Below are 24058 nucleotides of genomic sequence, written 5' to 3' on the forward strand. Positions count from 1 at the left end.
GTTAGAATCCGCCGATTCCCTTGCCGATCAGCACAACTCCGATGACCAGGATCAGCACGCTCATCACCGTCGCGTTGTTCGCCTGCAGCCAGACCTTCAGCTCTGCCAACGGTGTGCGCAAACGGTCCGCCGCAATCAGATACCCGATCACGGGTAGACAGACAGTCGATGCAGCGATGACGGTGAAAACCGCGACGGCGATGACTACCTGCCCGGTCGGTAGCGATGCAGCACCGACCGAGACACCTGCGGCGATACACATCATCAGATTTTTGGGGTTGACGGCGGCCAGTGCGAAGCCGAGGCCGAATCCCTTGGCTGCCGTCATGTCGTCAATGGCCTGCATCCATTTGGGAGTCTCATGTTCACCGCCGCGTCCGCGCCACTGCTTTGCGCCGAACGCAAGCAGGAGAACACCCAAGGCGATCTTGATCCACGAAACACCAGCCGAAGAATCGGAGGATTTCTCCAATTGATTCGACAGCAGAACGAATATTACTGTTGCAACAACGATTCCGAGTAACCAACCCAAGGCAAAACCGATGCTGGTACTTCCTGCTCGCTTGGACAGGAGCATCAGGATGGCCGCGATGATCGGAATCGGCGAGATTGCCACTCCCAACGCGAGTGGCAACAGATCTCCGATGACAGAACCCATTTCGGCCTCTTCTCTCTCCCGCTAGAGACTAGGGAAAACAGTCGGATTCGACCTCACACAAAAAGGATGAACACCAGCGAGAACCCTGGAAGAGGATGCTGTCCCGATGAGACGTCGTGGCCGCATGTCCGGCATTCACCCGAAGGGGATGACGTATTCACCGCGCGGCAACGTAAAAATAAATGGGTACAGACTGAATCGATGCGCAACACGTGTGATGGGAGAGAGAAACGATGACTGCTCCCACTCGCTACCAATTTCTCATCGACGGCGAAGTGTCGGATCGCGTGAAGGCCGCATTCCCCGAATTGAGTGTGGCACCAACCGCCGGTGGCTACACCAGCCTGTACGGTCCCGTTGCCGATCACAGCGCCATGCGGAGCATCATGGCACGGCTCGATTCGCTGGGACTGACCGTCGCCGAATTACGCAGACTCCCAGACTGATCGACATTCACATGACTGTGGCCCCGACTGGGGGAATCAGCCGGGGCCACAGTTTCTGACGCGATGATCTACGCGGTATCCCACGTTGCGACTGCCCAAATGACCACGATGTCAAGCGCAATCACCAGGATCGACCACATCGGGTAGTACGGGAGCCACAAGAAGTTCGCGATGATGGAGAGTGACGCAATCACGATTGCCGACGCTCTTGCCCACACCGCACCCGTGAAGAGGCCAAGGGAGACCACAATTCCGATGATGCCCAGAACGATGTGGATCCAACCCCACGTCGAGATATCGAACTTGTAGGTGTAGTTGATTCCGACGACAAACAGATTGTTGTCGGCGACAGCAGCGATCCCCTGCAGCAGGGCAACGATGCCGGCTGTCAGCAGCAGAATCGCCGCCGCGAACGTCGTACCGACCGCGAACCCCTGCTTGACAGGGTGTTCGGCGGGTTCTCGTGGTGGAGCAGTCATCAGCGTTCCTTTCGACGAGAAAGCACTTCCCTCTCTAAGTCTCGAGTACCCATTTAGGGAAGACATCACCCATCGCGGATGAATCCCGTCTGCGGCGATCACCGACCGGGACCTCAGGTGTGCTCGTTAAGCCCCGCAAGATGGTCCGAGACCCGGCCGACAGTGAGCATTCCACTGCCCGCACCGGCAATTTCGTCTTCAGCAGACATAAGAGCAGCCCGCGCTCGTTCCATGACCTGACGGTCACCGACCGCGACGGAAGCTGCTGCGATAAGGCACCACAGCGCTTCGGAAAGTAGGTCGTTCGGCGGGTTGGGCAACGCGCGCACCGCTTCTGCGGCCTCGTTCACTTTCCCCTGCGCGAGAAGCAGATGTGGCCGAGCCCAGGGCTCGTACTGGCCCCAGTTCGTATCGGCGTCGAAGGCCGCCGGCACGCCGTGCCAGACTCGGAGTGCGAGAATTGCCAGCGGGAGAATTCCGTCCTCGAGGCCGGGCATGCCGGAACCGGGAAGACAGACCGCCGCGGCTTCGTACAGCTCCTCGCAGTGCGACACGTCCGCGCCTGTGGCGGCAATTCGCATCGCCCGGAACCAGGTGGTGAATACCGCTGCCAACGGACGCTCGTGACGTCCGGCCAATCGATCCACTGCGTCGGCATGTTGTTCGGCGGCATCGAATTGCCCGAGTGCACCGAGAGCTTGCATACGCACCAGATGCCCGAGAATTTCGAAGGTGGCCAGATCGTGCCGAGCGGAGAGCGTTATCAGTTCACCCCCGATGGCGTCGCGCTCTGGAGCCAGACCAGTTCGCCAGAAACTCTGTATGAACAACCCGTTGAGTGTGAAGGCAAGAAGTCCGGGGTCGTCGAGGGAGCGGGCGATCTGAACGGCAGCGCGGGCAGGTTCGAGTCCGGGGTCGCCGGCAAGTCCGCGTGATTCGAGTGCGATTGTCGCCAAGAGTCTTGCCCGAGCGAGGTCGTTCCCGTCAGGAAGTCGATCGATGGTGCGCTGAGCGGCCTCGACGATCTGAGCAGCCTGCCCCGGATCGTCGGATCGCGTCCAGATGGCAGGCACGTCGTAATTACCGATAATCCGTGCGGTGAGTTCGACGTCGTCCAATTGTTCAGCGGCACTGATGATTGCCAGTCGCTGGTTTCGAGCAGTCTCCAGTCCGCTTCCGCCCGCAACTGCCAAACTTCGGAGCAGTCCGACAGTGGACTCCAATCTCGACTTCGATCCCGCCGCTACGGTTCGGTCGTACGCTGCAGACACCTGACTGAAGATCTGCTCTGCCGCTCCAGTATCCAGATGCCCCTCTCGTCGAAGTATGTCGGACTCGAGGTCGGTCAGTCGCGGACCAGGGTCGATGCCGAGTTCCTCGGCGAGTAACTTTCGTGCGCGACGCAGGACAGCCAGGGCGTCGCCCTGACGGTCGGAGCGGTACAGCGCGAGAGCTAGCAGTCGCCAACCATCTTCTCGCCAAGGGTGTTCCGTCACATGGGCATCCAGATCGGGAATCGCTTCGGTGGTCTGCCCGAGATCCAGTTGGGCAGAGGCCAAGCGTTCGACGGCTGTCAGATGCAGTTCCTCCAAGCGGGATCGCTCCGATCGAGCCCAGGGCTCTTCGGTGTAGTCCGCATATGCCGGCCCTCGCCACAACTCGAGGGCGGTTCGGAGCAGTTCGAGTGTTTGCGCTGGCGATGAATCTGCGGCTTCCCGCACCAGACTCTCGAATTTCCAGGCATCGACCGCTTCGGGTGCGGCCTGAATGGCATAACCGCGCCCTTCCGTCACAATAACTTTCGGCTTCGTTCGAGGCGGACGACCGGGTTCGAGCGCACGTCGCAGCGCCGAGACGAACGTACGTAGTGCGCTGGTCGCTCCGGCCGGACGATCGACCCAGAGGTCGTCGACAATCACGTCCACCGGAACTACACGGCCGCGGGCAACGATCAGGCGAGCGAGGACAGCTCGGTGTCGTGGACCCTTCAGATCGATCAGGTCTCCCGAGTTATTCCATCCGACCACCGGACCCAGCACTCCGAAAACCGGGCTTCCAACTGTGTGGTCTCGCATGTCCCCACGCTATCGCGCTCATCGAATGCTCATCGAATGCGGCGATGCTGATTGGCATCACCCCGACAAACGAGAGCGACCGATGACGATCACCATCCCAGGCTTCGACTACCAGCAGATTTCCACCCATGACGGCGTGCGGCTCAACCTCGCGATCGGCGGAAGCGGCGCACCGCTCGTCCTTCTTCACGGCTTTCCTCAGACCCATCTCATGTGGCGTCACGTGGCCACCGAATTGGCGTCGGATCACACCGTCATCTGCCCGGATCTCCGCGGATACGGAGCCAGCGACAAGCCTGTCGAGAAAAGCCCCGACACCTACTCCAAAAGAACAATGGCTGCCGACGTCGTCGAGGTGGCGCAGAATCTGGGACACGAGAGATTCGCTCTCGTCGGCCACGATCGAGGTGCATTGGTTGCCATCAGAGCCGGGTTGGATCATCCAGATGTGATCACACACCTCGGTTCACTTGACGTGCTGCCCACCTTGGATATGTGGGACATCCTGCATGGATCGAATGCGGCCGTGGCATTCCATCTCTACTTGATGGCTCAGCCACCTGGCCTCCCCGAACAGATGATCAGCGCCAGCGCCGACGCGTTCTTCGAGTATTTTCTCGACGTCTGGACGACTGATCGCGAAGCAATTCCGGCCGACGTGCGAGCGGAGTACCTGCGGGCCTCGCGGGAGGCGGTGCCGTCGATCGTTGCCGATTACCGCGCGTCGGCAGGCATAGACGTCGAACACGATCAGGCTGATCGCGATTCAGGCCACCAGCTGCTTATGCCGGTCACCGCCATCCAGCAGGACTGGGGTTCGATGCTCGGCTACGACGCCGAGGCCCTGTGGAAAGCGTGGGCGCCCGATCTCGAGCACCGCACGCTGTCCGCAGGTCACTTCATGGCAGAGGAGGCGCCCACCGACGTGGTCGACGCGATCCGCGCCCTGCTGAAAAGGTAGTTCTAGCGCTTGACCCCGGCCGCCAAGTCGTCGACCAGCACCTTGGCGGTCAAGGCGTATCCCGCGGCCTTGTAGTAGTCGAAGGGAATCACTCGACCGGCCTGTGCGGCGGGCAGTCGCTGCCATGTGGGCGAGGTGTACACGCTGCCGGAGGCGCTGCGATCCAAGGCGAAGATGACGTCAGCTTCTTCGAGACGGTTGAACTGCTCCGACCCGAGCATCACGCGAAGGTCGGGACCCTCACGGAGCACCTCGAACCCCAGGTCCTCGGCGACGGCGGTGCGGAAATCGTTCTGGAACCACGCGATCTGATCCTCTGCGGCGGCAACGAAGGCAACCTTCTTGCCGGCCATCAGCGGTTCGACGGTAGGGCGGACCTGAGCCACATGGGCGTCGTACTCGGCCAGCACTTCTTCGGCGCGATCGCTGCGCCCGATGCCGGTGAGGAAGTCCGACATGACCTTTCGCCACTCCGGGGTGAAGTCCTTGCCGACGGGCAGGACTGGTGCGATCTGCTGCATCCGGTCGTTGCCGTACGACCCGGTGTCCCACCACCCGGCACTGAGGACCAGAAGGTCTGCACCGAGGGTCGAGATGTACTCGAAGTTGGGATCCGAAGCACCTTCGGCGAAGATCTCGACGCCTGTGGCACCAGGAACTTCACGACGGAGATGTTCAGCGGCGCCGGCGGGGTAGGCGGTCACCGGGTATCCGGCGAGGATCGAGAGTTCGAGGCCGTCTCGCGGATCGAGAGCAACCACATTCTGCGGGTCCGTCGGAATGATCAGCTTCTCGTCGCCGCGCGTGAACTCGAAGGTCTCCGCGTTTTCGGTCGTCGCACCCTCTGAACTGCTGCAAGCGGCTAGAAATGCAGCGGCGGCAACGCCTGCTCCGACGCCGAAGAATCCGCGTCGGGTCAGGTTGTTCACGATCGCCCAGTAGTCACGATCGGTGGTGGTCGGAGAAAGAAGTCGCGTCATGTTAATTAGGTTAGCCTTAGGAACTTGCGTCGGGAATGGGAAAACAGCTCCCACCAGCGCCAATAAATACGGCGAATACGCCAGCGCGGCGGCAGACGAATCTCAGCCCTACCCCTACTACGAGGTTGAATCGGGGGTAAAGAGACCGAAACCCACGACCGCAGAATCGGATGCCCAATCCAAATCGTGTACTCGAACCTTCCCGAACTCGTTGCCACCTACAGTGATTGCCTTGTCTCCGTCGACAGATACAACAATATTGGTGTGCTGACCGGACCATCGTGAACTGTCGTAGATCACGACGTCGCCGATTTCAGGTGTGTAACTGCCGTCGTTCTCGGCGTAGGCGTCAATTCCCTGGTAATACTCCTGGAGGGTGTAAACACCTGGAATACGCCAACTTCCGGAGTTCGGATTGGAGAGCGGGCGTCCGGCCTCTCGCATGATCCAGCTGACAAAATCAGCGCACCATTCCTCGTCAATTCCCTCGGAGTAGAAGGTGCCTGGACGGTCCTGCTCATGCTCGGACTGCAGTAATTCAAGTACACGCACTTGATCCGAGGAGAGTCTGCTCGCATCAACTTCCGGGAAATCGGCAGTATCCCACGGCAAGTAACGCGAGGGTGCGAATGCCACAACGACGGCACCGACCACAACAACGATGCCGAGTACCCCGGCAATCCAGATCAGGATTCGACGTCGACGGTTCGGTTCGGCAGGACTCACCCTGACGAGTGTGCCAGCTCGCTCGGAATCCAATCGCTGAGCGAGAGGTTATGTCCGCACTATGTGGGTCAGGCGCAAGCCAGTCAGCCGATCTGCTCGAACAGGGACACGATGATCCCTTCTGGCCCACGCACGTAGGCCATCCGCACGCTGTTCTCGTACTCACCGATACCGCCGATGAGCCCGTACCCGTCCGCAGCCACCGCGTCGACGGCCGCCTGGAGGTCGCCGACCTCGAAGGACACATTGCGCAGCCCAAGCTCGTTGGCCATCGCCGTTGGCGATCCGGGCACGTGATCGGGCGTAACGAAGGACGAGAGCTCCAGCCGGGATCCTTCGCCCGGTGGCCGCAGCATTGCGATCTTACAGTGCGCGCCGGGGATGCCGCAGACGGTCTCCACGAATTCACCCTCCACGGACCCGGTGCCCTCTAGCTCTAGACCCAGTCCGACGAAGAACGCCGTTGCGGAGTCGAGGTCCGCGACGGTGATGCCGATGTGGTCGAAACGTTGTACGTGTGCCATGGGATCCATCTTCCAGTTGTTCTCTTGTTGTTGTCTTGCCGGAACGGAATCGGCGGCTGAGAATTCCCATGGCTTGATTCAGAATGGCGGCGGGTCGTTGCCGTAGTCGACGGGTTTGTGAGGCACGCGCTTTCGCGGTGTGGAGATCGGGAACGTTTGCCGGCGTTTCCGTTCCGCGTGTTGTGCTGTGCGGTGCTGAATCTTGACACGCCGGAGCTTCCGCTCACCTCGGATGCGGGCAGCTTTGTTCTCGAGTCGTGTGCGTCGCGGTTTGCCGCCTTCCGGTGGCGGTGGTTCCTGCATCCCCGCGAGTAGTCCGGAAGCCCTGGTGCGATAGCAATGCCCGGTCTGCGAGGTCAGGGTGATCCTACGATCCGGATTCGGGGCGAGCAGCCACTTCCCGGAATGCTTGAGGCGGTGATGGTTGCGGCAGAACGCACTCAGATTCGACGCGACCGTTTTCCCGCCGCTCGCGGGGTTGGTGTGGTTGAACGGATCGTTGTGGTCGAGGTCGCAGTTCCAGGCGGGGACATCGCAGTGCGGCCATTGGCAGCTGCCCGCGCTGACCCGAAGCCACGTGTCGAGTGCCGCCCCGGGGCGGTACACAGATGCCGACGCAGGCACAGGTGTCGGTTCGGGATCTGCGGGTACGCGCACTTCTTTTATCGCAGCGTCTATTGCGATGTCGCGGGCATGCTCGGCACTGATCACGCCGTACCCGTCGAGATGAGCGGGTTCATCCGACCCTGCATGCAGTGCGGAATCGTGTATCACCACATGCACGAGTGGCCGGCGAATGATGACAACACCGCTACGGTCCTGCGGGCAATCTCTGCGGTCGCAGTCGCACACCAACACCGTCGAACCACTCACCAACGCGCCCAACGCATCCGCGCGCCGCTGCTCATACGTACGGGAATCACGGCGACACACCGACATCGCCAACTCCCGCAACCTGCCGTCGAAGGCGCGGGCTTGTTCCGCCGGGATACTGCCCAGGATGCGAGCCATCCCGTCCTCGGCGGCACTGACCCCCACGAACCGATCCGCCAGGGCCCGGCGGCGGCGTTCCCGCATCCCCTCCGGATCGACGCGGGCCACGATCCGGTCGATCGCCGCCGTCAACCGCCGACCCGTCAACCCCGTCCCACCGTCCACGGGTGGAGCCAACACCTGCTCGAGCAACAAGCGTTCGACCTCGTCGATCAACTCGTCACCGACATTCGCGGTCGCGGACTCGATCAACCCCACCCGGTAGAAATCGAGTTCACCGCGGGCCATCGCCGCCCGCGTGCGATGCAACCGCGTCTTCAAAGCAAAACCCAACCCGATGAGCTTCCCGGCAGCAGCGCGCCCCACCGTCAGGACTGCGCCGACCTCGGATTCGGCCAACTCGTGCGCCGACGACGTCCACGTTCCGCCGTCAACATGCTCAGCGCTGCGGCGGGTGAAGAACTCCGCCACCACCGCCAGTTTCCGCTCGACCAACATCGCTTCACATGAATGCAACTCGGCCATCAAATCAACGAGGGCGCAATCAGTTTCGGTACCACTCAGCTGCGCTGAGATACCGAAACTCCCCACCCCCGAATCGAACATTCCCCCACCGTAATCGAAATCCTGTTCGAATAGAACAGCTATTCGAAATCAGTCGGAAAAGTCCGAAAAAAGTGCCTGCGATGTCCTGGCGCATCACAATGTGTGCCACGTACCTATTGCCATGGCATCAAAGTGGTGCCATAGTGGTGCCATGGACTTGACACCGTACGTCGACAACCTTCGCCACGAACTCGCGGTGGCTGCCGAAGCCGGCGGAGAAGACGCAAAGGCACTCGCCGAACGTTTGACCGCACCGCTGGAATCAGCAGTGCGACTCACTCTCCTCGACGCGTTGTCCGCGGCGGCAGCAGAAATCACTCGCGACCTCGCACCAGGCTCGGTGGATCTCCGCCTCCGGGGACGCGAACCAGAATTCGTTGTGACACCCGCCCTCAGCGAACCGACTCCGGCAGACGTCGAAGAGCAACCGACGCCAGTTCCACGCGCCATCACGGAGTCCGACGACGCGGCGATGACTCGAATAAACCTGCGCCTGGGTCAAGAACTCAAGGACCGGGTGGAGGCAGCTGCCCGAGAGGCCGGGATATCGGTCAACGCGTGGCTGGTCCGCTCGGCTGCGGCCGCACTGGAAGGCAATCCGAGCCGAAACACGCCGAGGCAACAACCGTCCCGAGGTTCCGAGAGCTTCACCGGCTGGGTGCACTGACACCAGACTCTCTTCTCGCACCAACCCCTTTCACCAACCGAAGACAACATCATCGGGAGTATCACCATGCCTGTATTCAGCACACCGGACCCCATCATCGCGAGCATCGACGTAACTGTCGGACATATCCGGATCAGCGCAAGCGACCGTGACGACACCATCGTGGAAGTACTGCCCACCAACTCATCTCACGACGCCGACATCCGCGTCGCCGAACAGACTCGCGTCGAATTCGCTGGTGGACGACTCCAGATCAAGACGCCGAAACAGCGTGGACTCGGCATCTTCGGCAAAACCGGATCTGTCGACGTCTCCGTTCAACTTCCCTCCGGTTCAGGACTCGAGGGTACCGCTGCAGTCGCAAGCCTCCACGCCACAGGCACACTGGGAAGATCTCGCGTGAAACTCTCGAGCGGGGAATGCGCACTCGACACCACCGGACCACTCGACATCAGCACCGGCGCAGGCACAATCACCGTCGAGCACGTCGTGGGCGACCTCGATGCGAGCACCGGATCAGGAACCATCCGCATACGCCGCATCGACGGCAACGCGGTCATCAAGAACTCCAATGGCGACAACAACATCGGCGCGATTACGGGAACGCTCAAGGCAAAAACGGCAAACGGCGACGTTATCGTGGAGCAGGCCGAATCTGATGCCACTGCCGCAACAGCCAACGGGGACATTCGCTTCGACAGCATCGAGAGTGGAGTTGTCTCCGCGAAAACCGCTGCCGGGAAGATTCATATCGGCGTTCGATCCGGAACCGCCGCTCGATTCGACGCCCATACCTCCTTCGGCCGCGTCGACAACCAGATGAACACCACACACGGACCGGCATCGACCGAGCGCAGGGTGGATGTCCGCGCACATACCAGCTACGGCGACATCGTCATTCGACGTTCGGAGCCTCCAAAAATCTAGCGAAAGGAACGCTGATGACCCGCAAACCAGCTATCACCGCAACGGGCCTGACAAAGTCTTACTCCGACAAAACGGTACTGGATGGAATCGACATTTCCGTCGACAGTGGCACCGTCTTTGCGCTTCTCGGCCCCAACGGCGCCGGCAAGACCACCATCGTGGAAATCCTTTCGACCCTTGTTCCCGCGGACGGCGGCAACATCCGCATCGCGGGGTACAACCCATCCGACGATCCAGACGCGGTGCGTGCGCGCATCGGTGTCACCGGACAATTCTCGGCGGTGGACGACTATCTCAGCGGCGAGGAGAACCTTCTCCTCATGGCCGACCTTCATCACCTGAGCAAAGACGAACGCCGCACTCGCACGGACGATCTCCTGAAGAAGTTCGATCTAGTCGACTCCGCCGGAAAGCTCGCATCGACATACTCGGGTGGAATGCGCCGAAAGCTCGATCTTGCAATGACATTGATCGGCCGGCCGGAGATCATCTTCCTGGACGAGCCCACCACCGGCCTCGATCCTCGGAGTCGACGCTCGATGTGGCAGATCATCCGCGAGTTGGTCAGTGGCGGCGTCACCATCTTCCTCACAACGCAGTACCTCGAGGAAGCCGACCAACTGGCCGACCACATCGCCGTACTCGACCACGGCCGGATCGTGGCCGAAGGAACCGCTGCAGAACTCAAACGACACATCCCAGGCGGACATATTCGCCTGCATTTCGCAGACCGAGACCAACTCGACTCTGCTGCAGATATTCTCGACCACTCCTCGCGTGACGAGGCTGCCTATGTTCTGCAAGTTCCCAGCGACGGCGGCGTCAGGTCACTGCGCTCTGTTCTCGACCAACTCGACGCTCACTCGATCGATGTCAAGGAACTCTCCGTCCACACACCGGACCTGGACGATGTGTTCCTGACGCTGACCGCCACCGAAAGGACCGACGCGCGATGACTACTGCAACTCTTGCCTACCAGGACTCGAAAACCATGCTGCGCCGCAGCATTCGCCACATCGTCCGATATCCGTCGATGACGGTGATGCTGGTCGGGATGCCGGTCGTCTTCCTGTTGCTGTTCGTCTACGTTCTCGGCGGGACACTCGGGAACGGCCTCACCCCGGGCGGCGGTGGTGGCGGCCGGGCGGAATACGTCAATTATGTTGCCCCGGCGATCATTCTGATGACGGTTGCCGCGGCTGCGCAGGGTACCGCCATCTCCGTTGCCACCGACATGACTGCGGGGATCATCGCACGATTCCGCACGATGGCAATCACACGCACTTCTGTCCTCACTGGCCACGTCCTGGGCAGTCTTCTTCAAACGATAGTAAGCCTCGTTGTTGTCATCGCGGTGGCCGTCGCCGTCGGCTTCCGGCCGAGCGCCGGCGTTGTCGAATGGGTCGCCACGTTTGCGCTCCTCATCTTGGTGTCGATTGCCATGATCTGGTTGTCCGTTGCCTTCGGACTTGTGAGCAAGAGCGTCGAGACGGCAAGCAATCTTCCAATGGTGTTGATCCTCTTGCCGTTCCTCGGAAGCGGATTCGTGCCGACCGAGTCGATGCCAACCGTATTGCGATGGTTCGCCGAGTATCAGCCGTTCACTCCGATCATCGAAACCCTCCGGGGACTACTTCTCGGCGAAGCGATCGGAAACAACGCAATTCTCGCAGTCGCGTGGTGCGTCGCGATCACCTTCCTCTCCTACCTCTGGGCGCGTAGTTTGTTCAACCGTCGCCCGGTGCGCTGAGCTCGAAACACACGATCTTCGAGAACAGGTACGGTGTCGCTGTCGTCGAGTTCGGAGGCGATGGCGACGTCGTGCGGAAACCCGAGAACAATCAACTCGCGCCCGGAGGCGCAGTCCCGTAGGCGGTCTTCGATCGAATCCGATACCGCCGCCCATGCATCTGCTGCCATCCGAGACTCCGGCGATACGGATCCGTTCCAGCCGGCCTCGATCAACGCCTCGATAACAGCACCCGCTCCCCACAGATCCTCCACTGCCGGACGCAATTCTCCACCGGGCCATTTCTCCCCGGATGCAACGATCGCCACCCGGGATCGCGAACCATGTTCGTGCACAACCCAATCTGCTACCGCCGATGCGTTCCTCAACGAAGCACCCACACAAACCGGAACAATGGCCGCCAGCGCAAACGCGATCGTCGACCCGTTCGGGGACGGCAATACCAACCGTCGCGGACGTTCCGAATCGCGAATCGACTTGGGAGACAAACTGATCTGGCCTTCAGAAGCCACACTCCGTCGCACAGCCAGAACCGCGTCGACGTCGCGAGCGTAGTCAGCCGCACTCTCGTCGTACCAGGAATAAGGAAAGACCTCGATTCCTGCATCAGCGGCGACGCTCAGAGTCGTCGTGAACGAGAGAACATCAACCACAATGGCCAGGTCAACACCAGTAGCAATCGCTTCGGCACCTGCTCGGCCCCAGTCGAATCGAAGTCCGTACTCGAGTTGGCGATGTTCCGAATTCATGGCGCAAGCATCCCAGAAGAGAGGTACCGACGCTTTGTCAGGTGTTTCTCGTCTATGGTTAGGGTACCCCAATAACTGAAGGACGAGATTGCTGTGAATCCCATGTTGAGCCGCCGTGCCATGTTGTCGGTCACCTTCGCCACTGCAGCAGGTTTTGTCCTTGCTGCCTGCGGTGACAGTGCGAATGACGAGTCCACTACGAGCGCCGAGGGCGGCCACGCCGAACCGGGCGCCTTCCCTGTCACGATCGATCACAAATTCGGGTCCACCACAATCGAGCAGGCCCCCAGTCGTATCGCAGCTGTCGGTATCGGTGACGCCGATGTCCTACTTTCCCTCGGGCTGACGCCCGTCCTGGTCCCGGTGTGGAAGGGCTCAACCGACGACGGAATCGGTGTCTGGGCCGACTCGGCCGTTCAGGGCGCTGAGCCGACACCATTGGCCAACGCCACCACCGAGTTCGATATCGAGACGATTATCGCTGCGGCTCCGGACTTGATCATCGCGGTCAACAACGCGATCGACGAAGACCTGTACAAGCAACTCAGTGCAATCGCACCTACGGTGCTGCACGCTGCCGATCAGACCGATTGGGTTCTGCCCTGGCAGGAAGTGACAACCCGTATCGGTACTGCCGTGGGCGTTCCCGCACAGGCCAAGCAAGAGGTGCAGGACGTCCAGGATCTGATCACTCGCACTCGCGCCGAGAACCCTCAGTTCGAAGGCAAGACAGCAGCACTCGTCATTCGGTGGAGCGACGGCAATCTGCGCGCATTCAGCCCCGAGGCCGCACGGGCTCAGCTGCTTACTCAGTTGGGGTTCACGGCGCCTGCCGCACTGAAGGAGCGATTTGCGGGCAAGCTGAACTACGAGATCTCCGCCGAGAACTACGACCTTCTCGAATGCGACTACCTACTCTTCGACAACTACGAGAAGGCTCGCCCCGAGATGGAGACGCAGGCTGCGTTCACCAATTTGAACGTCGTGAAGTCCGGTGGCCTGATCAGCTTGGACCCCATCGTCAGTGATGCGGTGTCCATGCCGAATCCACTCACCATTCCGTTTGTCCTGGAAGACTTCGTCGCGAAGATCAATCAGACGATCGCGGCTCGATAGCCTTCGTTCGACCTGACCACACCCACAACGCCACAGCTGACACGGCCACACAGACCGAAACGATCACCCACGGTGACGCCGGCGCTGCGTGGCCGTTGTCGACGAGGTCGTACACAAAGCCGACTCCCACCGTTCCCAGCAGCGCTAGCAGCCCGCCGATCGTGTTGAGCATGCCGAAGTGCGCCCCGAGATTGCTTTCACGGCCGAGGATCGCGATGGTGTCGCGCATCGGTGGCACCATCAGCATCTGACCCAAGTGGAGCAGTCCGATCCAGAGCGCCAGCCCGACTATCTGCGTCGACGCCGACGCCTCGGTACTCACACCGGTAGCCAGTGGCACCAGGAACGAACCGGAAATCAGCACCAGCCCGAAGGCGATCGCTCGGCGATGACCAATGCGGTGAGCCACTGCAACCGTCGGCCCCTGCCCCACTATCACCAGTACCGCCGCGCCCACGTAAAACCAACCGAGCGCAGACTGGGACCCGATTCCGCGCTCGAGTTGTTCGGGAAGCATCAGGTACAGCTGGCTGTAGGCAACCAACTGAAAGCTGCACAGGGTGGCGAAGATCAGGAAGCTTTTGTTGGTCAACACACTTCGCCACACGTCGCGCAGCGTATAAGTTGACACCGGACCCTCGTGCGCGTCGCCCGGACGGGGAAACCAGACGAAGAACCCCACCCACATAATCGTGAACAACAGGGCTGCCGCCGACGCCGTCCACGAGAACGGAAACACCAGCAGAGCAGCACCGAGCGCCGGACCGATCACGGTTCCCAGTCGGCTGCTCATCTGTTCCACTGCAAACAAATCGGTACGACGCATGATGCCCGAGGACTCGAGTTCGCGACCGTATTCAGCGTTGGCCGACTCCACCGCGGGAGCAAAGAGCGCGGCGGCAAATCCCACCAGGAGTACTCCGACGATCACGGCGGCCATACTCTCGGCCAATCCGAGCATCAAAAAACCGACTACTCGAACGGCGATGCCCAACAGAATGATCGGACGCTTACCGAATCGGTCGGCGAGGCTTCCGCCGATGAAGAACATGCCCTGCTGACTGAACATGCGTAGCCCGAGAACCAGGCCGACAATCCATGCCGCAAATCCAAGATCTTCCGAGAGATGTACCGCAAGAAAGGGCACAACGAGATAGAACCCGATGTTGAACAACACCATCGACAGAAGCAGCAGCTTCACAACTGGCGGTAGAACGCGAACCTTCGCGAAGGTCTTACTACCGGGGAAACGCGTACTGAGCACCACAACCGAGAACACTATTGCCCGAGCGAGCTTCAGTGGAAATTACCTGCCCGGAAATGACATGCCCTACGCGGAGCGGCCAACCGCATTCAGCGCTTCCACTATTGCCTCGTTGAATCCACCGCCGCCGTGACCGGCGTCGCCTCGCACTACCAATTCACTACCCGGCCAGCTTTTGTGAATCGCCCAGGCAGTGTCGAGCGGGCCGGAGACGTCGTATCGCCCGTGTACGAGGATCGCCGGTATCTCTGCGAGACGATGCATTCCGTCCATGATCTGATTGGGCACGAGGAAGCAATCGTGGCTCCAGAAGTGCGTCACCAATCGGGTGAACACCCGCCGGAAGTCCGGATTTTCGTATCGCTTACTCGGAGTCCACCCTGGCATCAGCGATACATGTACGTCTTCCCACCGGCACCACTGAAGCGCAGCATTTTCCCGCACAACAGGATTCGGATCCGCAAGCAACCGCGCGTACGCCGCCGGAAGGTTTCCGTCACGTTCATCCATCGGCACCGGCTCGATGAACTCCTCCCACTCGCGAGGGAACACTCTGCCCATGGCGCGGGTGATCCACTCGATTTCGGTGTTGGTGCCACCGGTGATCGCACCCAACACCATCGCGAGCACACGCTCGGGAAAGGCCTGCGCGTACACCAGCCCCAAACTGACGCCCCAGGAAAGACCGGTGACGATCCATCGTTCGATACCGAGATACTCGCGCAGGCGCTCGATATCGTCGAGGATGTGGGCCGTTGTGTTCACCGTGAGATCGACGTCGGGCCCGTCCGCCAGCGGGCGGCTACGCCCACACCCACGTTGATCGAACAGGACTGCGCGGAAAATATCGGGGTCGAAGAACCGTCTGGCGCCGAGCGTGCACCCCGAACCCGGCCCACCGTGGAGATACAGAACCGGAACACCCGTAGATATCCCGACGCTCTCCCAGTACAAGGTTTGCCCGTCCGAGGTGTCGAGCATCCCTGATTCGTACGGATCAACCGGAGGAAACAAGTAAGCACTCATGGATCGATCCTGCCATCCGAGCAGCCGTCGGCGAACATCGACTTTCCAAAAACATTGTCCACCAGAATAATTCGACGACTCGTCAGGCAGCATGTTTCGCTCTCCGATGTGCGGGATATGCAGCGAGAACGGCCGACGGGTGGAGAACTCATGAAACGAATGATCGCAGCACTCATCGTCGCGGGCGCCCTCGTGTCCCTACCCGCCTGTGGCAATGACGACACAAACACAGAGACGGCAACCAGAACCAGCAACACTGCCGAATCTACGACCGTTCAAATCAGCTCCGTCACCTCCACCGCCGATCTGGGAATGATCGACCAGGCAAAACTGGCAGCATTTGTTGTGGCCTTCCGCACCGCCTACGCGGATCTCTCTCAGGATCGCGACGACGAAAGCATCCAGGAAATTGTGTTCAGCTCGTGCAACGCCATCGCCGACGGTGCGACCGAGCAAGAGGTCACCAAGGAGATCCGGGATCTCGCCGCGAACGACGGCACGGAAGCGACGCAGACTCAAGCCGAGCAGATCTACAAATTGGTGACACCGGCCTGCCCATGACGAGCACAGCTAAAGCACTTGTCGGCCCGGTGGCCTACCGTGTGTAGGACATCGCGTCGACGGGAGCACACCACATGCGTGAAGGTTTTCGCTTACCCGGCTATGGCGGTGCCGCGGTTTTCCTACGCAGCCACGCTGTTCCGGCTCGGGTGCTCGACACAGCGGCCCCGATCCTGGTGTTCGACGTAGGATTGCTCAGCCCCGACGAATACAACCAATACCTCAGCCGACGTGCCGACGACGGGTTCGTGGAACGGCTGTCGACATTCTTCTTCCACGCCGCGGCCGACTTCCACCCGGAGTTGTCACTGCCAACTTTCAGTGACGAGACCCTCGGCTTGACGATCTCCGTCCGCTCCAGCACCGATCAGCGCGTCGAACTCGAATTCTCGCTTGCCGGAGACGCGACCGGATCGGACTCCGAACGCGATGAAATGGGCTTCGAGACAAGCAGAGTCGTCCTCGCTACCTCAGCTCAATCGGTTGGCCGACTCAGCGGTCGGACGAGCTCTCATTTCGACGGGGAGGCGTAGCCATGGGATTCCTGTTCGAACTCCTCGATTTCCCCGACGGCAGTCGGATGACGCATCTGTGGAACAACACGTGGGCCGACGAAGCCAAAAGTGAAGAGATCGCGTCGGGCCACTTCATTCACCTCGGCGACGATCAACACGTCGACGTCGAAACCGACTTCCTGAGTAGCCACCTGCCGTTTCACGTCGCCGGATTCGGCGGAACCTTTCCAGACGGCAAACCCTGGATGTTCATCATGCAGAAAGCACCGGCCGATATCGCGATTCTCCTTCGTGGACAGGAAGATCCGCACTCCATGCTGCGCGAAGCACTCGACCGCGCGATGGAATTCAACCCCGATGCCCTAGTCGCAGAGGAGATGTCCTGGCATCACGGCGATCTCGTGAACATCTACGAGGACGAAGGTGTCCTGGCCTCCGCTGCCGAAAAGTGGTCGGTGGCCGATCTGCTGCGTGGACTTCTGGCGCAATGTTGCGGGGTGGACTTGACCGACATTGTCTCGGGATTCCCGGACTGCGCTTTCCCGGACACCGCGCACGCGTGTGAGGACGATGTTTTCAGCGATATCTTTGCGCGATGGGTTGCCGGCCTGCAGTGATGTGACGAGGTAGACAACCACTCGAAACATTTCGGAGTAGACTCATTTATGAGCGTGATCCGAAATGAAACGAGGTGAGCGGGATGACGATGCCAGACCACGAGTTGGGTCGTCGCGAACGCAACAAGCTCGAGAAACAGACACGCATCTTTGAAGCCGCAGCCGAACTGTTCGCAGAAAAGGGCTACAGCGCGGTCACAACACAAGAAATCGCCGACCGCGCCGATGTAGCCGGCGGCACCCTCTTTCGTTACGCCGCAAGCAAAGCCGAGCTACTGCTCATGGTCTACAACGCGGAGTTTCGGAAGCAGATCGAACTGGGAGAAGAACGTGAAGCCAAGTCGACGGACACGGAAACCCGTGTACTCGAGCTTGTTTCACCGCTGCTGATCGCCAGCCGCCGAAACGACGAGAACACCGGCATCTATCAACGAGAAGTGTTGTTCGGCGAGCCGACCGAATGTTTCCGGGCCGAAGGCCTGGAACTGTCGCAGCGCCTACAAGCGCGGATTGCAGCGATCTTGGCCGAGGCTCATCCCGACCACACCGCCCACACCACCACCGCAGCTCGAACAATTTCGAACGTGCTGCACTTCGAGATAGCCCGCGCGGCATTGGACCGGATCACGGCTGACGAACTCACGAACATCGTTGCCTCACAGGTCCGATTGACGCTTGCCGGACTACCCACCGAAAAGGATTGAGGATCACAATGTCTGAACTGAAGCAGATCACCGTTCTGGGTACCGGGGTTCTCGGCTCGCAGATCGCCTATCAGACCGCGTACCACGGATTCGACGTGGTCGCGTACGACATCAATGCGGAGGTCATCGACAAGGCCAAGGCCCGGTTTGCATCGTTGGCCGCCGCCTACAAGGCGGAGAACGTCAAGGGCGCTGCCGAAGGCAAGGCTGACGAAGCGCTGCAACGTATTACGTACTCGCACGATCTCGCCGAAGCCGTGGCCAAGGCCGATCTGGTCATCGAGGCAATTCCTGAAGACATCGGCATCAAGCGCGATACGTACGAGAAGCTCGCTGCAGTAGCTCCGGAACACACGGTGTTTGCGACCAACTCCTCGACGCTCCTGCCGAGCGATCTCAAGGATTTCACTGGTCGTCCCGGGAAGTTCCTGGCTCTGCACTTCGCAAATCACGTGTGGGTCAACAACACTGCCGAGGTCATGGGCACCGAGTCCACCGACCCCGCCGTGTACCGAGAGGTCGTCGAATTCGCGAAGAACATCGGCATGGTGCCGATCGAAATCAAGAAGGAGAAGGCGGGCTACGTACTCAACTCGCTCCTGGTCCCGCTCCTCAACGCGGCATCCGACCTGCTGATCGACGGCATCGCCGATCCCGACATGGTCGACAAGACTTGGCGTATCGGCACCGGGGCCCCGTTCGGGCCCTTCCAGATCATGGATGTCGTCGGGCTGACCACCGTCTACAACATTTCCTCCCAGGGCGGCGAGAAGCAGCGCGAATTCGCTGACTACATCAAGAAGAACTACATCGACGAAGGCAAGCTCGGCGTCGCTGTCGGCGAGGGCTTCTACAACTACAAGAGCTGATCACTTACCAGCAGACCGCGCGGTGGTCGCTACGTGAATTCACGTCGCGGCCACCGCGCAGTCGTCTGTTGGCAGTATGCCCGAAACACTCCTGAGCGATTGTGGCGCAAGCTTCTTCACGTGTACCACATCCTCAGGAGACTTTCCTACATGCGTCGTTCCGCTATCTCGGCTCTCACTACGCTGGCGCTGCTCGGCGCCGGAACATTGGCCGGCACACCCGCCGTCGCCGCTCCGCTCGCGTGTGGCGGTATTTCGACTGGTTCATTCTCCGGCTCGGCCGGCGGTTCGGAGTACCTGTGTGCGCAGGAAGGTGACCTTCTCGACGTACGCATCGGCGACGTACACGCCACGCAGCCTTCCCTCGGATACGACGAGGTGTACTACAAACTCGGTCGATACACACTCGGAAAAGACGAGATCAACAAGAAGTTCGACGACTGGTGCGAAGCCAACGGTCAAATTGAGGCCGAAACAGCCTCGGAGACATCATCACTGAAGGATCCGGCATCCTTCACCTGCGCACAACCGGTCGGCTCGGAAACCGCCGAGAGCATTGCGCCCATGAAGACAGTCGTAGTCGGGCCACGCGGCGAGCTCTACCTCACCGACGGACACCACACCCTCACGTCGTTCTACGAGACGCCCGACGGCGGCCCTGACATGCACGTTCGACTGCGAGTGCTCGGCAACCTCAGCAACCTGAGCGAGTCGGCATTCTGGGCCGAGATGGAGAAGAACAAGTGGGTGTGGACACGCGACGTCGACGGCAACCAGGTTTCGGTGCAGTCATTGCCTAAGGGCGTCGGCCTGGCCAACTTCGCCGACGACAAGTACCGCAGCCTCCTGTACTTCGCCCGCGACATCGGCTTTGCGCCCGGCTCGATCCCGTTCCAGGAGTTCTACTGGGGTGCCTGGGTTCGCGACGCCTCCCCGGTCGATCTGAGCGGCTGGAACAACAGCGATCTCAACAGCTACCTCAGCACCGTCAAGTCCGTGTCACAGGCTCAGACCGCATTGCCCGGTAATGCCGTCGTCGACAGCGGTTTCACCGCCACCGATCTTGGCGTACTGACCGCCTGGAATGACGGGAAAGCGGAATCGAAGGGCGAGTTCGCCAAGCTGTCGAAGCCGTACTCGGATGAGAAGCCGGGCAAGATCGCCTACTCACTGGCCTACAAAGCAACCCTCTGACCTGCAACGATGAGTTTCACATCGATGAAGCTTGACTAAGGCTTCACTCAGTAATCTGATCCCATTCGGGTGTCGCTTCAGCGAAGCAGCGACGCCTTGCCCTGACGGATACATGCCGTCATATCTGCCCAGACGAACCATTGCCGGGCAACCAGGTGTCGTTTTCCCAGGCAGGCGGCATCTCCCCCGCAGCGCGGGCGCTGTTCGAGTACTTCTTCGGTGATCAGCATCAGTCGAGTGACTTCATCTACGAGGACGAACTGAACGGACTGACCCGCGACGGCGTACTGACGCGCCTGGATCTGGCCCTCTCGCGTGATCAGTCCGAGAAGATCTACGTCCAGACTCGTATGCGCGAGCAGGGCCGGGAGTTGTTTGCCTGGCTAGAAAAGGGCGCCCACGTGTACGTCTGCGGCGACGCCACCCGGATGGCAAAGGACATCGACGACGCGTTGCGCGAGGTGGTCGCCGAGCACGGTGTTCGACACCCACGGGTCCAGCTCCCACACCACCTACCAGACCCGGCCTCTGATCGCCTTGCCTTCGAAGCGATACGAACCGCCCCCCCAACCGAATCAGCGGTCATGGACGCCTGGGAGGACGTCATGAGCAGCATTTCTGCAGCATCCTGACGCCCGAAGTTCTATCGGTGAACCGCGACTGCGACGTGCTCGGATATCAAAGTGGTCCGCATCTGACGTCAAAGCGCTCACGAACGGCGCCAAGTGTCTGCCGATGGTGTTCCCGGTCATTGTGATGCGTCCGCATGAATCGGAGAGTTTCAAGCATCCTGCGCGGAATGGGGTACCAACGATCGAAGTTGAGACCGCAGTTCAGGAAGACCTTGTTCGGGACGGCGTCGAAGATGAGGCTGAGGTTGTACTGACCAAGCGTAAGTGCTGTCCAGATCAAGGTCTCTCTGGACTTGCGGGCCAGATCTTCACCATCGAGCTCGTAGAGTGGTGTCTCGTCGAGCTTGCCGAGGAACAACAGGTGGGTCAGAAAGTAGCTGGCGAACGATGAGAATCCAATCGTCACTGACCGCGTATTGATCGACAATGTCGTACCGTAAGTCGAAATATAGGGTTCGTATTCAGTGTCAGTTCGGAGAAGATAACCCGAGCAGTTCACCAGCCAGCTCCCGGGCTGTATTAGCCTCGTTTCTCCACTGCGATATAGGATTTCGAGTCCGTCGGGCTGGTCGATCGCGTCGTCAAAGTACTCCATGTCGACAGTGTTAAGTCCGGACGAGATCGTCGCGGCCTCCGATTCCGAGAGCAGTCCGTTGAAGAATCGTCGTGATGGCTGGATCGGTTCCAGTCCGTGGGTTGCCTGAAACCAGTCCCTGACCTCGTCCTCGTTTGTGCCATCGAATCGAAGCGCGATCTCATTGAACATGCGGGTTGGTAGCGTTCCCTTCCACAATCGTCGGGCACCGTTGGGAAACATGTCGTCCCTGTTGATGAAGTACGTTCCGGCCCCGGCGATGACGTTGACTTCCCTGCCCGGGTATTCGGTTACCGCTGCGTAGGCGGTATCCATTGCCGTTTTTCCGCCGCCGACGATCCAGATCGGCGTATCGCTTGCATGCATCTCCTCGCTTCGGATGTCGAAGAAATCCGGCGATACAGAGTGGATCTGTTCACTCGATACCGGCAGCGGTTCGTTTGGGTTGACCCCGAAGCCATTCGCTTTGATGACGCGCGTTGCGGCGATCGCAAGGCGTTGTCCTGTTTCCGATTGCGCAGTGATGCGATTGCCATCCGCCGACTCAGCGTGGGAATCGACTGTCCACCCGAAGTACTCGATGACTTGAACGCGTTTCTTGATGACGTCGAGGCAATGCGTGAAGTGATCGAGAACCTCGGGCTTGGTCGCCAAATACGATCTCTCTTGGCCCAAGGTCCACTTGATGTTTCCGGCGGTGAACAGTGGGTGGGGCTGGTGCAACCGAATGTAAGGGTAGGTGTCGCTCCACATCCCGCCGGGCCGGTGGCGTCGGTCGATGAGAATGATCTTGTGGTCGCGCGATAGATACTGTGAAGCGACCGCTGCAGCATTCAGTCCCGCGATCCCGGCGCCGACGATGCAAACATCGCACTGATCCATGAGTGGCCCTGATAGTGCTGGACTTGGACTATTCATTTCAACCTGCCTAGCTCGGAGTGTGCGGAGCGGTTTCGACTGACTCGACCAGGAGAGTGATCGTGATCTCCTTGGAGTTTCGGGTCGCAGGTTGATCTGTCAGCGCCCCCCGGTCGGGCATCGTGATCGAATCCGGGTTCGGGATCCACCACCAGCACATCACTCGCTGTCGGCTTTGTCCTCGTGCAAACAGATGAGATCCGCGATAATCGAATGGACACGCGCGACGCCGCACACCTGACCCCACAGGGGTGGTCGATGATCACAGTTGACGAATTCTCCCGGCTCGTGGCCGCGATCTACGCATCGGCCGTCGATCCTGAACACTGGAATTCGACGCTTGCCGATTTTGTGCGAGCCTTCGACGGTGTCGGTTGCGGCCTGCTGACCTCGGGACCGACCAACCGGAAATCCGACGTGATGGTAAAGCAGATAGGTAAAGATCCTTCCGCGCTATCGACCTACAACGCCTATTACGGTCGGCTCGACTATGTGGCAGAAGCCGTGGAGAAGTCTCCGATCGGCCATATCCACACGGGGACCGAACTGATCCTCCCCAACACGAACACGGAGTTCTATGCCGACTGGTGCCGCCCCAACCGCTTCGGCGATGGCCTGTTCGTCCGTCTGACCGGAGGCAATTCCAGTGCGTGGCTGGGGATTGCCGCATCCAGGGACTCGGAGCCGTTCGGAACCCCTGATCGACTCAGACTGATCAGGCGGTTGGTTCCGCACCTACAACAGGCGATTCACACCGAAGCGAAACTCGTACACCTCAAGCAGGGCGAATGCGCTCTCTCTACCGCACTCGAGCAGGTCGAGCGCGGTATCGTGATCATCGGACTGGATGGTCGGACTATGCGGCTCAACTCCAGAGCTGAGACAATCCTCGCTTCCGGTGACGGCCTACATCTCGGTCAGCATGGGTCCATTGGAGCGTCGCTCGCTCGTACCGATCGAAAACTCCGAGACCTCATGTACCTTGCGACGGACTCACACGATAACCGGGTTCCTCGCGGCGGCACACTTTCCTGCCCTCGCCTTTCCGGGCGCTGCGACTATGCCGTTCATGTAGTTCCTCTCGCCGCGGACATCGCCGGAATCGGCACGGTCGGACTGGGCGAAGCGCGAGCCGCCGCACTCATCGTGATCGACGACCCGGATCGCGAAACCGATTTGGACACAACCGCATTGCGCGAGTTGTACGCACTCACCGGCACCGAGTCGGAAGTCGCCCTGCGCCTAGCACAGGGCGACAGGATGGAGCTGATTGCCGAGAATTTCTCCGTCTCGATCACCACAGTCAGGACCCACCTTCAGCACATCTTCGACAAGACCGGCACGCACCGCCAAGCCGAACTTGTGCACCTTCTCCTGTCCGCCGGTCCAACTCTTCACGAGAATGTTCAAGGCCGCTTCAGGCGGCTTCCGTGACGAACAATCCGATCCAGGCCGAGAAGCGCCGAGCCCAGCCGGAGAACTTCTCACCGGCACAATCAGAGTGGA

Annotated in this window: 25 protein-coding genes and 1 pseudogene; 15 read left to right on the forward strand and 11 right to left on the reverse strand. The window is 60.2% G+C overall.

From position 1 onward, the window contains the following. Position 1 precedes the first annotated feature (1 nt). Complete coding sequence (locus R4P64_RS02005) at positions 2 to 658, reverse strand: GAP family protein (RefSeq protein WP_317819057.1); 657 nt, start codon at positions 656 to 658, stop codon at positions 2 to 4. A gap of 233 nt (positions 659 to 891) precedes the next feature. Between R4P64_RS02005 and R4P64_RS02010 the strand changes: the two genes are divergently transcribed. Then, positions 892 to 1104: a hypothetical protein gene (locus R4P64_RS02010; RefSeq protein WP_045065598.1), complete on the forward strand. Its 213-nt coding sequence runs from the start codon at positions 892 to 894 to the stop codon at positions 1102 to 1104. Positions 1105 to 1172: 68 nt separating this feature from the next. Here R4P64_RS02010 and R4P64_RS02015 read toward each other — a convergent pair whose 3' ends face one another. Further along, positions 1173 to 1583, reverse strand: a complete 411-nt coding sequence (locus tag R4P64_RS02015) for a hypothetical protein (RefSeq protein WP_033233710.1) — start codon at positions 1581 to 1583, stop codon at positions 1173 to 1175. Positions 1584 to 1696: 113 nt separating this feature from the next. Beyond that, entirely contained in the window at positions 1697 to 3658 is a 1962-nt protein-coding gene (locus R4P64_RS02020) for a BTAD domain-containing putative transcriptional regulator (protein WP_317819059.1), read from the reverse strand. Positions 3659 to 3740: 82 nt separating this feature from the next. On the opposite strand from R4P64_RS02020, the gene R4P64_RS02025 reads away from it, so the two are divergent. Then, a complete protein-coding gene (locus R4P64_RS02025) occupies positions 3741 to 4619 on the forward strand; it encodes an alpha/beta hydrolase (RefSeq protein ID WP_317543270.1) in 879 nt (292 codons plus the stop codon). A 2-nt stretch (positions 4620 to 4621) separates the two neighbouring features. On the opposite strand, the gene R4P64_RS02030 is transcribed toward R4P64_RS02025, so the two are convergent. The 4 genes from R4P64_RS02030 to R4P64_RS02045 form a co-directional block, all read right to left on the reverse strand. Next, complete coding sequence (locus tag R4P64_RS02030) at positions 4622 to 5599, reverse strand: ABC transporter substrate-binding protein (RefSeq protein WP_045065601.1); 978 nt, start codon at positions 5597 to 5599, stop codon at positions 4622 to 4624. 117 nt (positions 5600 to 5716) lie between these two features. After that, entirely contained in the window at positions 5717 to 6325 is a 609-nt protein-coding gene (locus R4P64_RS02035; protein WP_172937116.1) for a CHAP domain-containing protein, read from the reverse strand. Between the two features lie 83 nt (positions 6326 to 6408). After that, complete coding sequence (locus R4P64_RS02040; RefSeq protein WP_317819060.1) at positions 6409 to 6849, reverse strand: VOC family protein; 441 nt, start codon at positions 6847 to 6849, stop codon at positions 6409 to 6411. 78 nt (positions 6850 to 6927) lie between these two features. Next, complete coding sequence (locus R4P64_RS02045; RefSeq protein ID WP_317819061.1) at positions 6928 to 8448, reverse strand: HNH endonuclease signature motif containing protein; 1521 nt, start codon at positions 8446 to 8448, stop codon at positions 6928 to 6930. A gap of 151 nt (positions 8449 to 8599) precedes the next feature. Here R4P64_RS02045 and R4P64_RS02050 point away from each other — a divergent pair, with 151 nt between their 5' ends. From R4P64_RS02050 to R4P64_RS02065, 4 genes are all read left to right on the forward strand, one after another. Beyond that, positions 8600 to 9115, forward strand: a complete 516-nt coding sequence (locus R4P64_RS02050; RefSeq protein WP_095887395.1) for a toxin-antitoxin system HicB family antitoxin — start codon at positions 8600 to 8602, stop codon at positions 9113 to 9115. Between the two features lie 66 nt (positions 9116 to 9181). Next, positions 9182 to 10042, forward strand: a complete 861-nt coding sequence (locus R4P64_RS02055; protein WP_317819062.1) for a DUF4097 family beta strand repeat-containing protein — start codon at positions 9182 to 9184, stop codon at positions 10040 to 10042. A gap of 14 nt (positions 10043 to 10056) precedes the next feature. After that, complete coding sequence (locus R4P64_RS02060) at positions 10057 to 10998, forward strand: daunorubicin resistance protein DrrA family ABC transporter ATP-binding protein (RefSeq protein WP_033233718.1); 942 nt, start codon at positions 10057 to 10059, stop codon at positions 10996 to 10998. Then, the gene (locus R4P64_RS02065) at positions 10995 to 11792 is read left to right on the forward strand and encodes an ABC transporter permease (protein ID WP_045065608.1); all 798 of its coding nucleotides are present in this window, start codon (positions 10995 to 10997) and stop codon (positions 11790 to 11792) included. The genes R4P64_RS02060 and R4P64_RS02065 overlap by 4 nt, the downstream gene beginning before the upstream one ends. Here the strand turns inward: R4P64_RS02065 and R4P64_RS02070 are convergent. Further along, complete coding sequence (locus R4P64_RS02070) at positions 11747 to 12541, reverse strand: 2-phosphosulfolactate phosphatase (protein WP_033233720.1); 795 nt, start codon at positions 12539 to 12541, stop codon at positions 11747 to 11749. The two genes, R4P64_RS02065 and R4P64_RS02070, sit on opposite strands and share 46 nt — an antisense overlap. 102 nt (positions 12542 to 12643) lie before the next feature. Between R4P64_RS02070 and R4P64_RS02075 the strand changes: the two genes are divergently transcribed. Continuing rightward, positions 12644 to 13657, forward strand: a complete 1014-nt coding sequence (locus R4P64_RS02075) for an ABC transporter substrate-binding protein (protein ID WP_239654691.1) — start codon at positions 12644 to 12646, stop codon at positions 13655 to 13657. Here the strand turns inward: R4P64_RS02075 and R4P64_RS02080 are convergent. After that, on the reverse strand, positions 13632 to 14924 hold the full coding sequence (locus R4P64_RS02080; protein ID WP_317819063.1) for an MFS transporter: 1293 nt from the start codon (positions 14922 to 14924) through the stop codon (positions 13632 to 13634). The genes R4P64_RS02075 and R4P64_RS02080 overlap by 26 nt on opposite strands. A 63-nt stretch (positions 14925 to 14987) precedes the next feature. Then, positions 14988 to 15947, reverse strand: coding sequence for a prolyl aminopeptidase (gene pip / locus R4P64_RS02085; protein WP_317819064.1), 960 nt, complete (start codon positions 15945 to 15947; stop codon positions 14988 to 14990). Positions 15948 to 16097: 150 nt separating this feature from the next. Here pip and R4P64_RS02090 point away from each other — a divergent pair, with 150 nt between their 5' ends. From R4P64_RS02090 to R4P64_RS02120, 7 genes and pseudogenes are all read left to right on the forward strand, one after another. Beyond that, positions 16098 to 16508 carry a hypothetical protein gene (locus R4P64_RS02090; RefSeq protein ID WP_033233722.1) on the forward strand — a complete coding sequence of 137 codons (411 nt, stop codon included), beginning with the start codon at positions 16098 to 16100 and terminating at the stop codon, positions 16506 to 16508. A gap of 74 nt (positions 16509 to 16582) precedes the next feature. Beyond that, positions 16583 to 17041 carry a hypothetical protein gene (locus R4P64_RS02095; protein WP_095887399.1) on the forward strand — a complete coding sequence of 153 codons (459 nt, stop codon included), beginning with the start codon at positions 16583 to 16585 and terminating at the stop codon, positions 17039 to 17041. Between the two features lie 2 nt (positions 17042 to 17043). Continuing rightward, positions 17044 to 17640, forward strand: a complete 597-nt coding sequence (locus R4P64_RS02100; protein ID WP_095887400.1) for a hypothetical protein — start codon at positions 17044 to 17046, stop codon at positions 17638 to 17640. A gap of 83 nt (positions 17641 to 17723) precedes the next feature. Further along, a complete protein-coding gene (locus R4P64_RS02105) occupies positions 17724 to 18344 on the forward strand; it encodes a helix-turn-helix domain-containing protein (RefSeq protein ID WP_317819065.1) in 621 nt (206 codons plus the stop codon). Positions 18345 to 18352: 8 nt separating this feature from the next. After that, a complete protein-coding gene (locus tag R4P64_RS02110) occupies positions 18353 to 19213 on the forward strand; it encodes a 3-hydroxyacyl-CoA dehydrogenase (protein WP_317819066.1) in 861 nt (286 codons plus the stop codon). A gap of 150 nt (positions 19214 to 19363) precedes the next feature. Then, entirely contained in the window at positions 19364 to 20407 is a 1044-nt protein-coding gene (locus R4P64_RS02115; protein WP_317819067.1) for a ParB/Srx family N-terminal domain-containing protein, read from the forward strand. Positions 20408 to 20619: 212 nt separating this feature from the next. Further along, positions 20620 to 20886 (forward strand): annotated as a pseudogene (locus R4P64_RS02120) (sulfite reductase subunit alpha); the annotation flags it as partial. A 199-nt stretch (positions 20887 to 21085) separates the two neighbouring features. Here R4P64_RS02120 and R4P64_RS02125 read toward each other — a convergent pair. After that, positions 21086 to 22516, reverse strand: a complete 1431-nt coding sequence (locus R4P64_RS02125) for an FAD-dependent oxidoreductase (RefSeq protein ID WP_317819068.1) — start codon at positions 22514 to 22516, stop codon at positions 21086 to 21088. Positions 22517 to 22810: 294 nt separating this feature from the next. On the opposite strand from R4P64_RS02125, the gene R4P64_RS02130 reads away from it, so the two are divergent. Next, entirely contained in the window at positions 22811 to 23986 is a 1176-nt protein-coding gene (locus R4P64_RS02130; protein WP_317819069.1) for a helix-turn-helix transcriptional regulator, read from the forward strand. Positions 23987 to 24058 lie beyond the last annotated feature (72 nt).

Origin of the sequence: Rhodococcus sp. IEGM 1366, assembly GCF_033142425.1 — a bacterium.
Taxonomy (GTDB): domain Bacteria; phylum Actinomycetota; class Actinomycetes; order Mycobacteriales; family Mycobacteriaceae; genus Rhodococcus_F; species Rhodococcus_F globerula.

Coding starts and splice junctions, on each gene's coding strand:
- R4P64_RS02045 (WP_317819061.1), bottom strand. CDS start 8,448: ATGTTCGATTCGGGGGTGGGGAGTTTCGGTATCTCAGCGCAGCTGAGT.
- R4P64_RS02020 (WP_317819059.1), bottom strand. CDS start 3,658: ATGCGAGACCACACAGTTGGAAGCCCGGTTTTCGGAGTGCTGGGTCCG.
- R4P64_RS02090 (WP_033233722.1), top strand. CDS start 16,098: ATGAAACGAATGATCGCAGCACTCATCGTCGCGGGCGCCCTCGTGTCC.
- R4P64_RS02025 (WP_317543270.1), top strand. CDS start 3,741: ATGACGATCACCATCCCAGGCTTCGACTACCAGCAGATTTCCACCCAT.
- R4P64_RS02070 (WP_033233720.1), bottom strand. CDS start 12,541: ATGAATTCGGAACATCGCCAACTCGAGTACGGACTTCGATTCGACTGG.
- R4P64_RS02030 (WP_045065601.1), bottom strand. CDS start 5,599: ATGACGCGACTTCTTTCTCCGACCACCACCGATCGTGACTACTGGGCG.
- R4P64_RS02060 (WP_033233718.1), top strand. CDS start 10,057: ATGACCCGCAAACCAGCTATCACCGCAACGGGCCTGACAAAGTCTTAC.
- pip (WP_317819064.1), bottom strand. CDS start 15,947: ATGAGTGCTTACTTGTTTCCTCCGGTTGATCCGTACGAATCAGGGATG.
- R4P64_RS02010 (WP_045065598.1), top strand. CDS start 892: ATGACTGCTCCCACTCGCTACCAATTTCTCATCGACGGCGAAGTGTCG.
- R4P64_RS02110 (WP_317819066.1), top strand. CDS start 18,353: ATGTCTGAACTGAAGCAGATCACCGTTCTGGGTACCGGGGTTCTCGGC.
- R4P64_RS02055 (WP_317819062.1), top strand. CDS start 9,182: ATGCCTGTATTCAGCACACCGGACCCCATCATCGCGAGCATCGACGTA.
- R4P64_RS02095 (WP_095887399.1), top strand. CDS start 16,583: ATGCGTGAAGGTTTTCGCTTACCCGGCTATGGCGGTGCCGCGGTTTTC.
- R4P64_RS02065 (WP_045065608.1), top strand. CDS start 10,995: ATGACTACTGCAACTCTTGCCTACCAGGACTCGAAAACCATGCTGCGC.
- R4P64_RS02005 (WP_317819057.1), bottom strand. CDS start 658: ATGGGTTCTGTCATCGGAGATCTGTTGCCACTCGCGTTGGGAGTGGCA.
- R4P64_RS02050 (WP_095887395.1), top strand. CDS start 8,600: ATGGACTTGACACCGTACGTCGACAACCTTCGCCACGAACTCGCGGTG.
- R4P64_RS02040 (WP_317819060.1), bottom strand. CDS start 6,849: ATGGCACACGTACAACGTTTCGACCACATCGGCATCACCGTCGCGGAC.
- R4P64_RS02100 (WP_095887400.1), top strand. CDS start 17,044: ATGGGATTCCTGTTCGAACTCCTCGATTTCCCCGACGGCAGTCGGATG.
- R4P64_RS02115 (WP_317819067.1), top strand. CDS start 19,364: ATGCGTCGTTCCGCTATCTCGGCTCTCACTACGCTGGCGCTGCTCGGC.
- R4P64_RS02125 (WP_317819068.1), bottom strand. CDS start 22,516: ATGGATCAGTGCGATGTTTGCATCGTCGGCGCCGGGATCGCGGGACTG.
- R4P64_RS02105 (WP_317819065.1), top strand. CDS start 17,724: ATGACGATGCCAGACCACGAGTTGGGTCGTCGCGAACGCAACAAGCTC.
- R4P64_RS02130 (WP_317819069.1), top strand. CDS start 22,811: ATGATCACAGTTGACGAATTCTCCCGGCTCGTGGCCGCGATCTACGCA.
- R4P64_RS02075 (WP_239654691.1), top strand. CDS start 12,644: ATGTTGAGCCGCCGTGCCATGTTGTCGGTCACCTTCGCCACTGCAGCA.
- R4P64_RS02015 (WP_033233710.1), bottom strand. CDS start 1,583: ATGACTGCTCCACCACGAGAACCCGCCGAACACCCTGTCAAGCAGGGG.